The 11,339-nt window shown below is 71.0% G+C and carries 12 protein-coding genes; 9 read left to right on the forward strand and 3 right to left on the reverse strand.

Annotation, left to right across the window (positions count from 1 at the left end; genetic code table 11):
* From ACWEKM_RS43935 to truA, 3 genes are all read left to right on the forward strand, one after another.
* On the forward strand, positions 1-314 hold a 314-nt coding region (locus ACWEKM_RS43935; protein ID WP_451372635.1), incomplete at its 5' end, for a DNA-directed RNA polymerase subunit alpha C-terminal domain-containing protein.
* A gap of 169 nt (positions 315-483) precedes the next feature.
* Positions 484-1,005, forward strand: coding sequence for a 50S ribosomal protein L17 (gene rplQ / locus ACWEKM_RS43940; RefSeq protein ID WP_451626918.1), 522 nt, complete (start codon positions 484-486; stop codon positions 1,003-1,005).
* Positions 1,006-1,081: 76 nt separating this feature from the next.
* The gene (gene truA, locus ACWEKM_RS43945) at positions 1,082-1,951 is read left to right on the forward strand and encodes a tRNA pseudouridine(38-40) synthase TruA (protein ID WP_451626919.1); all 870 of its coding nucleotides are present in this window, start codon (positions 1,082-1,084) and stop codon (positions 1,949-1,951) included.
* Positions 1,952-2,206: 255 nt separating this feature from the next.
* On the opposite strand, the gene ACWEKM_RS43950 is transcribed toward truA, so the two are convergent.
* Positions 2,207-3,085: a hypothetical protein gene (locus ACWEKM_RS43950; protein WP_451626920.1), complete on the reverse strand. Its 879-nt coding sequence runs from the start codon at positions 3,083-3,085 to the stop codon at positions 2,207-2,209.
* 325 nt (positions 3,086-3,410) lie between these two features.
* Between ACWEKM_RS43950 and rplM the strand changes: the two genes are divergently transcribed.
* From rplM to glmM, 3 genes are all read left to right on the forward strand, one after another.
* Positions 3,411-3,854 (forward strand): 50S ribosomal protein L13, encoded by a 444-nt coding sequence (gene rplM, locus ACWEKM_RS43955; RefSeq protein WP_451626921.1) that lies wholly within the window; start codon positions 3,411-3,413, stop codon positions 3,852-3,854.
* Between the two features lie 42 nt (positions 3,855-3,896).
* Complete coding sequence (rpsI, locus tag ACWEKM_RS43960) at positions 3,897-4,409, forward strand: 30S ribosomal protein S9 (RefSeq protein WP_451626922.1); 513 nt, start codon at positions 3,897-3,899, stop codon at positions 4,407-4,409.
* Between the two features lie 226 nt (positions 4,410-4,635).
* Positions 4,636-5,994: a phosphoglucosamine mutase gene (glmM, locus tag ACWEKM_RS43965; RefSeq protein WP_451626923.1), complete on the forward strand. Its 1,359-nt coding sequence runs from the start codon at positions 4,636-4,638 to the stop codon at positions 5,992-5,994.
* 96 nt (positions 5,995-6,090) lie between these two features.
* On the opposite strand, the gene ACWEKM_RS43970 is transcribed toward glmM, so the two are convergent.
* Complete coding sequence (locus tag ACWEKM_RS43970) at positions 6,091-7,107, reverse strand: DUF389 domain-containing protein (RefSeq protein WP_451626924.1); 1,017 nt, start codon at positions 7,105-7,107, stop codon at positions 6,091-6,093.
* Between the two features lie 16 nt (positions 7,108-7,123).
* Positions 7,124-8,092, reverse strand: coding sequence for a type I pantothenate kinase (coaA, locus tag ACWEKM_RS43975; protein ID WP_451626925.1), 969 nt, complete (start codon positions 8,090-8,092; stop codon positions 7,124-7,126).
* A gap of 321 nt (positions 8,093-8,413) precedes the next feature.
* Between coaA and glmS the strand changes: the two genes are divergently transcribed.
* The 3 genes from glmS to ACWEKM_RS43990 form a co-directional block, all read left to right on the forward strand.
* On the forward strand, positions 8,414-10,261 hold the full coding sequence (glmS, locus tag ACWEKM_RS43980) for a glutamine--fructose-6-phosphate transaminase (isomerizing) (protein ID WP_451626926.1): 1,848 nt from the start codon (positions 8,414-8,416) through the stop codon (positions 10,259-10,261).
* Between the two features lie 133 nt (positions 10,262-10,394).
* Entirely contained in the window at positions 10,395-10,766 is a 372-nt protein-coding gene (locus tag ACWEKM_RS43985) for a holo-ACP synthase (protein WP_451626927.1), read from the forward strand.
* Between the two features lie 117 nt (positions 10,767-10,883).
* The coding region (locus ACWEKM_RS43990; protein WP_451626928.1) for an NAD(P)H-hydrate epimerase at positions 10,884-11,339 on the forward strand (456 nt) is incomplete at its 3' end.

The following is an 11,339-nucleotide window of genomic DNA, read 5'->3' on the forward strand; positions in this document are numbered from 1 at the left end:
CCCCGACGGACGCCGCCCTGGCCGCCGACCTCGCGCTGCCGATCGAGGAGCTGGAACTCACGGTCCGCTCCTACAACTGCCTCAAGCGTGAGGGCATCCACTCCGTGGGTGAACTCGTCGCCCGCTCCGAGGCGGACCTGCTCGACATCCGCAACTTCGGTGCGAAGTCGATCGACGAGGTCAAGGCGAAGCTGGTCGGGATGGGCCTGGCGCTCAAGGACAGCCCGCCCGGATTCGACCCGACCGCCGCAGCTGACGCGTTCGGCGCCGATGACGACGCGGATGCCGGTTTCGTGGAGACCGAGCAGTACTGATTCGGCTGCCGGTCCATTGCGACCGGTCGCGCAGTTCCCCGCGCCCCTTCGGGGGCGCGGACCCCTCCGAGCGTCCGAACGGGCGCCCGGATCTTCGACGGGCAACCGCCCGCTCGGATACTGACCCCGGTACCTGGCACGGCCGGGGCAGACACACAGGAGAAGAATCATGCCGAAGCCCACCAAGGGTGCCCGTCTGGGCGGCAGCGCCGCGCACGAGAAGCTGCTCCTCGCCAACCTTGCGAAGAGCCTCTTCGAGCACGGCCGTATCACCACCACCGAGGCGAAGGCCCGCCGCCTGCGCCCGTACGCCGAGCGTCTGATCACCAAGGCGAAGAAGGGCGACCTTCACAACCGCCGCCAGGTGCTCCAGGTCATCACGGACAAGGGCATCGTCCACACGCTCTTCACCGAGATCGGCCCGCGCTACGAGAACCGTCCCGGTGGCTACACCCGCATCACCAAGATCGGTAACCGTCGTGGCGACAACGCGCCCATGGCCGTCATCGAGCTGGTCGAGGCGCTGACCGTCGCCCAGCAGGCGACCGGTGAGGCTGAGGCCGCGACCAAGCGTGCGGTCAAGGAAGACGCCCTCAAGAAGGAGGAGGCCGTCGAGGCCACGTCCGAAGAGGCCGTCGAGGACGCCAAGCCGGCCGAGGAGGCCGCTGCCGAGGAGTCGAAGGACGCCTGAGCGGCTTCGCCCGACGCCGGAAGCGGGTCCACCCTTCGGGGCGGGCCCGCTTTCGCGTACCTGAGAGGATCCAGGGGTGAGTGAGGAAGTACAGCCCGGTCACGTACGGGTGCGCCTCGATCTGTCCTACGACGGCACCGACTTCTCCGGGTGGGCCAAACAGGCCGGGGGACGGCGGACCGTGCAGGGGGAGATCGAGGACGCGCTGCGGACCGTGACGCGGTCCGGGGACACGACGCACGAGCTGACCGTGGCCGGGCGGACGGACGCCGGGGTGCATGCGCGCGGCCAGGTGGCCCATGTGGACCTGCCCGCGAGGCTGTGGGCGGAGCACCGGGAGAAGCTGCTGAAGCGGCTTGCCGGACGGCTGCCGAAGGACATACGGGTGTGGGCCCTCACCGAGGCTCCGGCCGGGTTCGACGCGCGGTTCGCCGCGCTGTGGCGCCGCTATGTCTACCGGGTCGGGGACCGGCCCGGCGGGGTGGATCCGCTGCTGCGGGGCCATGTGCTCTGGCACGACTGGGCGCTGGACGTCGCGGCGATGGACGCCGCCGCGACGCCCCTGATCGGGGAGCACGACTTCGCGGCGTACGCGAAGCGGCGCGAGGGGGCGACCACGGTCCGGGAGATCCTCGACTTCGGGGTGCGCCGGCGGACGGACGGCATCGTGGAGATCGAGGTCCGCGCCGATGCCTTCTGCCACAACCAGGTGCGCTCCATGGTGGGCGCCCTGCTGTTCGTGGGCGACGGGCACCGTGACGCGGACTGGCCGCGGCGGGTCCTGGAGGCCCGCGTCCGCGACAGCGCCGTCCATGTCGTCCGTCCGCACGGGCTGACTCTGGAGGAGGTGGCCTATCCGGCGGACGCACTCCTCGCCGAACGGCAGCGGCAGTCCCGCCGGGTTCGGGGCGAGGCGCACGCGGTCAGCCGACCAGGATCTTCTTGACGGTCGGCCGCAGCCAGGGCGCCGGGGACTGCTGCGGCTGCGGCTGCGAGTGCGGGCGCGTGGGCGGGGCGCGCGGCAGGTGTCGGCGTGGGGGCACGCACGCGCAGATTGGTGGGGATGGGTTGGGGACCGTCCGTCGCGCTCTCGTCCGTGGGCAGGCCCAGTCGCCCGGCGGGGCCGCGTCGGCCGACGGCTCCGGTCAGCCGGGCCCGGACCCGTCCGTCCAGGTCCGAGGCGTCACGCCGGTGCCGGGCGTCAGTCGCCGGCCGCGGCCGACGCCTGGGCCTCGCCGCGGCGGCGGATCTGGCGGAAGGCGAACTCCGCCAGGTCGTCCCCGGTCGAGAAGACCTTGGTGTCCTTGGTCGTCACGTCCTTGCCGTTGGTGAAGCCGGCGAGGGTGAAGTAGGTGTAACGGCCGTAGGAGTTGGTCGTGGAGCGGCAGACGGCCGAGTCGCAGAAGGCCGTGACGCCCTTGCCCGCGAGGGACTTCACGATGCCCTTCTTGTCGGTCTGGCCCTTCGCCCTGGCGGCCTGGGCCTCGGTCTCGAAGACGGCGACGCCGACGGTGACCGCGACCCCGTCCTTGAGGTAGCTGACGCGCAGCAGGCGGGTGCAGTCATTGCCGGTGAGGACCTTGGGCAGGGTGCCGCCGGCCGCCGAGGCGCAGTCCTTGGTGTCGGCGGTGGCGCCCTTCTTGTAGACGGTCTCGCCCATGGTCAGCTGGGTGCCGGGGAAGAGGGTCTCGGCGCTGAGCGGCGCGGTGTCCTTCTGCGCGCTGGATATGAAGTCCTTTGGATCCAGCGGCGGCGGCGCGCTGGTCGGCGCGAAGGACGGCGCGGGCGAGTCGGAGTCGCTCGGCAGGGACGCGCTCGCGGGCAGGTCGGTGGGCCGGCCCGAGGCGTTGTCGTCGCCGTTCGCCGAGACCACGGCCATGGCCACGGCCGCGCCGACCGCCACTGTGGCGACCGCGCCGCCCCCGATGAACAGCAGCCTGCGCCGCTTGTTCCGGGTCTCCGACGCCTCCGCCAGGGCGGCCCAGTCCGGGGTCTGGTCGCCGCCGCTGTTCCAGGGCTGCTGAGAATGCGGTTTCCAGGGATCCCACTGGGACGGCGGTCCCCCCTGCCCATAGCTCATGGGCCGCATCCTAGACGGGGACCGGGTGCGCCGGTGCGCCGCTGCCAGTGGCGATAGGGGACCTATCGGCGCAGGATGGCGCATCTCCACCGGCCGAGGTGTCGCAGGCCACTCGTTTTGACCCGTACGGGGCACCCCGGTATCCTGCATGTTCGTTGTGTATTGGCTTGCTCATTCTCACGGGACGGGCCCTTACACCGGTCCACCGGGCCGATGACCAGCGACCAGCACGCGGTTTGCGTCACCGCAGTGCGGTCAGGGCTGTCGTGATCGTCTTTGGTGACCTTGTCAGGACCATTCACTGAAGAAGCGAAGGCTACGAACCGTGCGTACGTACAGCCCCAAGCCCGGCGATGTGACGCGTCAGTGGCACGTCATCGACGCTCAGGACGTTGTCCTGGGCCGTCTCGCCACGACTGCCGCCTCCCTCCTCCGGGGCAAGCACAAGCCGATCTACGCCCCTCACGTCGACACTGGTGACTTCGTCATCATCATCAACGCGGACAAGGTGCACCTCTCCGGCAACAAGCGGACCCAGAAGATGGCGTACCGCCACTCCGGGTACCCGGGTGGTCTGCGCTCCGTCCGTTATGACGAGCTGCTCGACAAGAACCCCGAGAAAGCCGTCGAGAAGGCCGTCAAGGGCATGCTCCCCAAGAACTCCCTGGGCCGTCAGATGCTCTCGAAGCTGAAGGTCTACAAGGGTGACCAGCACCCGCACGGCGCGCAGCAGCCGGTGCCGTTCGAGATCACCCAGGTCGCGCAGTAAGTCCGGCCACCCCCTAAGACCGAAGAGAATCTGAGGAGAATCGTGGCCGAGACCACTGCCGAGCAGCCGCTCGAAGAGATCGACATCGACAGCTACACCACCGAGTCCGAGGTCCCCGTCGAGGGCGAGTACACCTCGGAGTCCCTGGCCTCCCGCTTCGGCGAGCCGCAGCCGGCCGCCGGCCTGGGTCGTCGCAAGAACGCCATCGCCCGGGTCCGGATCGTTCCGGGCTCCGGCAAGTGGAAGATCAACGGCCGCACCCTTGAGGACTACTTCCCGAACAAGGTGCACCAGCAGGAAGTCAACGAGCCGTTCAAGGTTCTGGAGCTGGAAGGCCGTTACGACGTTGTCGCCCGCATCGCGGGTGGCGGTGTCTCCGGTCAGGCCGGTGCGCTCCGTCTCGGTGTCGCCCGCGCGCTGAACGAGGCCGACGTCGACAACAACCGCGGCCCGCTGAAGAAGGCCGGCTTCCTGCGCCGTGACGACCGTGCGGTCGAGCGCAAGAAGGCCGGTCTGAAGAAGGCCCGCAAGGCTCCGCAGTACAGCAAGCGCTGATCGCAGCTGCCTGCTCGTACTCCGAACGCCCCGGCGGCACGCCACAGTGCCACCGGGGCGTTCGTCTATCACAGGCCAAGGGCGTATAACGGCACAAGATGCTCAAAGGCTTGTGCGATCGGATGCCCGGGCGTGCGATGCCTGGGATACGGAGCCGCACCGACCCGGCAGCGAACCCTCGCATGCCCTACGGCTTTCGAAACTGACGCTTCCTCAAGGAGGACAAGTGGGACGACTCTTCGGCACGGACGGCGTGCGCGGCGTCGCCAACGCGGATCTGACCGCCGAGATGGCGCTCGGGCTGTCCGTCGCGGCGGCGCATGTGCTGGCCGAGGCGGGCAGCTTCGAGGGCCACAAGCCGACGGCGGTGGTCGGGCGGGACCCGCGCGCGTCCGGGGAGTTCCTGGAGGCCGCGGTGGTCGCGGGTCTGGCGAGCGCGGGCGTGGACGTGCTGCGGGTCGGTGTGCTGCCGACGCCCGCGGTGGCGTATCTGACCGGCGCCCTCGGCGCCGACCTGGGTGTCATGCTCTCCGCGAGCCACAATGCGATGCCCGACAACGGCGTCAAGTTCTTCGCCCGCGGCGGCCACAAGCTGGCCGACGAGCTGGAGGACCGGATCGAGGGCGTCTACGAGGAGCACCGCACGGGCGCCCCCTGGGACCGTCCCACGGGCGCGGGCGTGGGCCGGGTGCGGACCTACGACGAGGGGTACGACCAGTACGTCGCCCACCTCCTCGGTGTGCTGCCGAACCGGCTCGACGGGCTGAAGATCGTCCTTGACGAGGCGCACGGCGCCGCCGCCGGTGTCTCGCCGGAGACGTTCTCCCGTGCCGGAGCGCAGCTCGTCACCATCGGCGCCCAGCCGGACGGGCTCAACATCAACGACGGCTGCGGCTCCACCCACCTGGACCAGCTGAAGGCCGCCGTCGTCGAACATGGCGCCGACCTGGGTATCGCCCACGACGGCGACGCCGACCGCTGCCTGGCCGTGGATCACACCGGCGAGGAGGTCGACGGCGACCAGATTCTGGCCGTGCTCGCGCTGGCGATGCGGGAGCGTTCCGAGCTGCGCTCCGACACCGTCGTCGCGACCGTGATGTCGAATCTGGGCTTCAAGCTGGCCATGGAGCGCGAGGGCATCCGCCTTGTACAGACCGCGGTCGGCGACCGCTACGTCCTGGAGGAGATGAAGGAGCACGGCTTCGCCCTCGGCGGCGAGCAGTCCGGGCACGTCATCGTCCTCGACCACGCCACCACCGGCGACGGCACGCTGACCGGGCTGCTGCTGGCCGCGCGGGTCGCCGAGACCGGCCGTACGCTGCGGGACCTCGCCTCGGTCATGGAGCGGCTGCCCCAGGTCCTCATCAATGTGCCGGACGTGGACAAGTCCCGGGTGAAGACCTCCGCCGATCTGGCCGCCGCGGTCGCCGAGGCGGAGCGGGAGCTGGGATCCACCGGGCGGGTGCTGCTGCGTCCCTCGGGCACCGAGCCGCTGGTCCGCGTGATGGTCGAGGCCGCGGACATCGACCAGGCCCGGTCCGTGGCCGGCCGGCTCGCCGACGCGGTGAAGTCGGCGCTCGGATAGCCGACGTGGTGCGGTCGGTGCGGTGAAGTCGGCGCTCGGTGGCCGGGCGGGAGAGCGGGCGGGCCGGCCGGTGGGAGCCGCGGTCCGGCCGGGCGTTCAGCCGGACGTGGGGCGTCGCTGGTCGGCCGGGCGCTCAGCTGGACGTCGGGCGTCGCGGGGCGGCGGGGCGTTCAGCCGGACGTCGGACGTCGGGCGTCGTCGCCTCGCCCAGAACAGCTTCTGGGCGAGCAGCGTGAGCGTGCCCGCGAGCACGATCCCGCCCAGGTTGGCCAGCAGCTGCCAGGCGGAACCCCAGGTCTGCGCGTACTCCGAGTAGCTGAACGCCACCGCGGCGTTCGCGGCCGCCGGGACCGTGGTCACGGAGATCGCCACGCCGATCAGCGCGCCCGACTTGGCGGATGTGAGGGACAGGGTGCCGGCGATACCGGCCAGGAACGCCACCACGAACGACATCGCGTCCGGCTTCCAGATGAACGAGGTGTTCGGCCGGGCCGCCTCCACCATCGACCTCTCGAACAGCCCGAGCAGATCCATCAGCCCGCTGAAACCGGCCGTCAGCACCATCGCGATGGCGAACCCGGCGAGCAGGGCCCACAGTGACCGCCACACCAGGTGCGGCGCTCGCTGCACCAGCGCCGTCGAGATCCCCGCAAGCGGCCCGAACTCCGGGCCGACGGCCATCGCGCCCACGATCAGGATCGCGTTGTCCAGCAGCACACCGCAGGCGGCGAGCATCGTGGCGACGGTGAGGAACGCCACATAGGTGACGGTGAGCGTCGACTCCTCGTGGGTCGCCTCGGCGAGGTGCTCCCACAGCACCGCGTCCGCGCCCTCGCCGGGCGCCTCCTCCTCGGCCTTGTCGGCCCGCCTGGACAAGGTCAGGTCGATGTTCTCCACGGCGATCGAGCCGGTCTCCTCAAGGCCCGCCGCCCGCAGCGCGGCCAGCAGTTCGTCGCCCGCCTCCCGCGCCACGTCGCACATGACGACGTCCCCGACGGGACTTCGCGCGGCACCGGGCAGCACCACGAGGTGCGCGGTGCCGACCGTCCGCTCGATGAGGCGGACCACGTCGTCGGTCGTGCCGGGCGGGGAGATCAGGCGGAGGTGCAGCATGGCGGCAGGGTAGCGGTCACAGTTTGCGCAGCCGCAGCCGCTGCACCTTGTGATCCGGGCCCTTGCGCAGGATGAGGGTGGCGCGAGGGCGGGTGGGGGCGATGTTCTCCACCAGATTGGGCCGGTTGATGGTCCGCCACAGCAGGCGGGCGTAGTCCAGGGCCTCCTCCTCGGACACCTCGGTGTACTTGCGGAAGTACGAGGACGGGTCCTGGAAGGCGGTGGCGCGCAGCTTGCGGAAGCGGCTGAGGTACCAGCGCTCGATGTCCTCGGTGCTCGCGTCGACGTACACGCTGAAGTCGAAGTGGTCGGCGAGACCGACCCGGGTGCGGCCGTCCATGCCGGGCAGAGCCTGCTGGAGGACGTTCAGGCCCTCCACGATGAGGATGTCCGGGCGGCGGACGGTGAGCCGCTCGCCGGGCACGATGTCGTAGATCAGGTGGGAGTAGACGGGGGCGGTGACCTCGTCCTTGCCTGCCTTGATGTCGGCGACGAAACGGATGAGGGCCCGGCGGTCGTACGACTCCGGGAAACCCTTGCGGGACATCAGGCCGCGCGCCTCCAACTCCTTGGTGGGGAGCAGGAAGCCGTCCGTGGTGACCAGTTCGACCCGCGGGTGTTCCGGCCAGCGGGACAGCAGCGCCTGGAGGAGGCGGGCGACGGTGGACTTGCCCACGGCCACGGAGCCGGCGACGCCTATGACGAACGGTGTGCCGGACTGGGAGCCCTGTTCGCCGAGGAAGGTGTTCAGGGCGCTTCTGAGCCCGTCCGTGGCGCCCACGTACAGGTTGAGCAGCCGGGACAGCGGGAGGTAGATGTCGCGTACCTCGTCGAGGTCGATGACATCGCCGAGGCCGCGCAGCTTCTCGACCTCCTCGGCGGTGAGCGGCAGCGGTGTCTTGTCGCGCAGCGCGCTCCACTCGGCGCGGGTGAGATCGACGTAGGGAGTCGCCTCCGGCCGGTGCCGGTGGGCGCTCCGGGGCATCGAGGAGACCGGAGAGATCACAGTCCATTGTTAACGGAGTTTGAACGCGGCGGCGGGTGGGGTGGGTCACGTACGGCCCGCGCACTGGGGCGCGGACGGGCGGGGCGGGAGCCTCCGTTCAGGCCCGGTATCGCCTCAACGCGCTCCCGGGCGCGGGCAGGAGGGGCGGCCGGCAGCGGTGTGTCGGAGTGGTGCGCGGGGGTGATGTCGAGGAGGGGCGGTCGTACGTCCGGGGACCGGCGGTCGTACGACGGTGGGAATTTCCGATTTCGGGCACGCGGTGCCGGTTTCACGCGGGCTTCGGCCCGTAGGCTGCGCCCCATGTGCGGAATCGTGGGATATGTGGGGGCGCAATCGGCGCTTGACGTCGTCATGGCCGGGCTGAAGCGGCTGGAGTACCGGGGCTACGACTCGGCGGGCGTCGCCGTGCCCGCGGACGGCGGGCTCGCCGCCGCGCGGAAGGCCGGGAAACTGGTCAACCTGGAGAAGGAGTTGGTCGAACGGCCGCTGCCGACGGGGACCACGGGGATCGGACACACCCGGTGGGCCACCCACGGGGCGCCCACGGACGTGAACGCGCATCCGCACCTGGACAACGCGGGGCGGGTAGCGGTCGTACACAACGGGATCATCGAGAACTTCGCGGTGCTGCGCGCCGAACTGACCGAGCGGGGCCATGGACTCGTGTCCGAGACCGACACCGAGGTGGTCGCGCATCTGCTGGCCGAGGAGTTCTCGGCGACCGCCGATCTCGCCGAGGCGATGCGGCTGGTGTGCCGGCGGCTGGAGGGCGCGTTCACTCTGGTGGCGGTGCACGCGGACGACCCGGACGTGGTGGTCGGGGCGCGGCGGAACTCGCCGCTGGTGGTGGGCGTTGGAGAGGGCGAGGCATTTCTCGCCTCGGACGTCGCCGCGTTCATCGCCCATACGCGGTCGGCGATCGAGCTGGGTCAGGACCAGGTGGTGGAACTGCGCCGGGACGGCGTCACGGTGACGGGCTTCGACGGCCGTCCCGCGGAGGTCAGGTCGTACCACGTGGACTGGGACGCGTCGGCCGCGGAAAAGGGGGGCTATGACTACTTCATGCTCAAGGAGATCGCCGAGCAGCCCAAGGCGGTCGCCGATACGCTGCTGGGCCGCATCGACGCGGCCGGCTCGCTGAGCCTGGACGAGGTCCGGATCGACGCGGGTGAACTGTGCGAGGTGGACAAGGTCGTCATCGTCGCGTGCGGTACGGCGTTCCACGCGGGCCTGATCGCCAAATACGCCATCGAGCACTGGACGCGAATCCCGTGCGAGGTGGAGCTGGCCAGCGAGTTCCGCTACCGGGACCCGATCCTCGACCATCGGACGCTGGTCATCGCCATCTCCCAGTCCGGCGAGACCATGGACACCCTGATGGCGCTGCGGCACGCCCGCGAGCAGGGGTCCAAGGTGCTGGCGATCTGCAACACCAACGGCTCGACGATTCCCCGCGAGTCGGACGCGGTGCTGTACACCCACGCCGGGCCGGAGGTGGCGGTCGCCTCGACCAAGGCGTTTCTCACGCAGTTGGTGGCGTGCTATCTGGTCGCGCTGTATCTGGCCCAGGTGCGGGGCACCAAGCGGGGCGACGAGATCGGGGCGGTCATCCGGGACCTGTCGCGGATCGCCGGGTCGGTCGACCGGGTCCTGGAGACGATGGAGCCGGTGCGGGCGCTGGCGCGCACGCTCGCCTCGAAGGACACGGTGCTCTTTTTGGGGCGGCATGTGGGGTACCCGGTGGCGCTGGAGGGCGCGCTGAAGCTGAAGGAACTCGCGTACATGCACGCCGAGGGCTTTGCGGCCGGGGAGTTGAAGCACGGGCCGATCGCGCTGATCGAGGAGGACCTGCCGGTGGTGGTCGTCGTGCCGTCACCGCAGGCGCGGTCGGTGCTGCACGACAAGATCGTGTCCAACATCCAGGAGATCCGGGCGAGGGGCGCGCGGACGATCGTGATCGCGGAGGAGGGCGACGAGGCGGTGGCCCCGTACGCCGACCATCTGATCCGCGTCCCGGCGACGCCGGCCCTGCTCCAGCCGATGGTGGCGACGGTCCCGCTCCAGGTCTTCGCCTGCGAACTCGCGACGGCCCGCGGCAACGAGGTGGACCAGCCGCGGAACCTGGCGAAGTCGGTGACGGTGGAGTAGCTGACGGGGGAGTGCTGTAGGCGACGGTGGAGTAGTGGAGTGGACGGCGTGCCGAGGAGGCGCCCGGCGCCGCCCCGGTCTCGGCCGCCCCGGGCGGCCGTGTGGGGTGCCGGTTCACCGTAGGGTGCTCGGCATGAGCATCATCGGGGTCGGTATCGACGTGGCCGAGATCGACCGGTTCGAGGTGTCGCTGCAACGGACGCCCGCACTTGTCGAACGGCTCTTCCTGGAGAGCGAGTTGCTGCTGCCGAGCGGCGAGCGCCGGGGTGTGGCCTCCCTCGCCGTCCGCTTCGCCGCCAAGGAGGCCCTGGCCAAGGCGCTCGGTGCCCCGCCCGGCCTGCACTGGACGGACGCCGAGGTGTACGTGGAGGACAGCGGGCAGCCCCGGCTGCGGGTGACGGGGACGGTCGCGGCCCGGGCCGCCCAACTCGGCGTGAAGTCCTGGCACGTCTCTCTCAGCCACGACGCGGGGGTGGCGTCGGCGGTGGTGATCGCGGAGGGGTGACGGCCCGCCGGCCGCCCCGCGTGGCATGGCGCGCGCGGGTGCGGGCGCAGCCGCGGCAGGTGCGGGCGCTGCGGGTGCGGGTGCGGGTGCGGGGGCATCCGGGGCAGACTCGAACCCATGCGTACTGCGTACAGCGTGGAGAGGGTGCGGGCCGCCGAGCGTGACCTCATGGCGCGGTTGCCGGCGGGGGCGCTCATGCAGCGTGCCGCCGCCGGACTGGCGGCCGCCTGCGCCGAGTTGCTCGGACGCGTCTACGGCAGCCGGGTCGTGCTGCTGGTCGGCAGCGGGGACAACGGAGGTGACGCCCTGTACGCCGGGGCGCGGCTTGCGCGCCGGGGGGCGGGGGTGACGGCCGTGCTGCTCGCGGCCGACCGCACCCACCCCGCAGGACTCGCCGCGCTGCGCCGCGCGGGCGGTGCCGTGGCCGCGCCGGGCGGCGGTGAGGCGGCGATCGAGCGGGCCGACCTCGTCGTCGACGGCATCGTCGGGATCGGCGGCCGGGGCGGTCAGCGGGAAGAAGCCGCGGCACTGGGAGCCGACGACGTGCGTAGCGGGGCGGCAGTCGACGCCGTC

Source organism: Streptomyces sp. NPDC004752 (assembly GCF_053601275.1).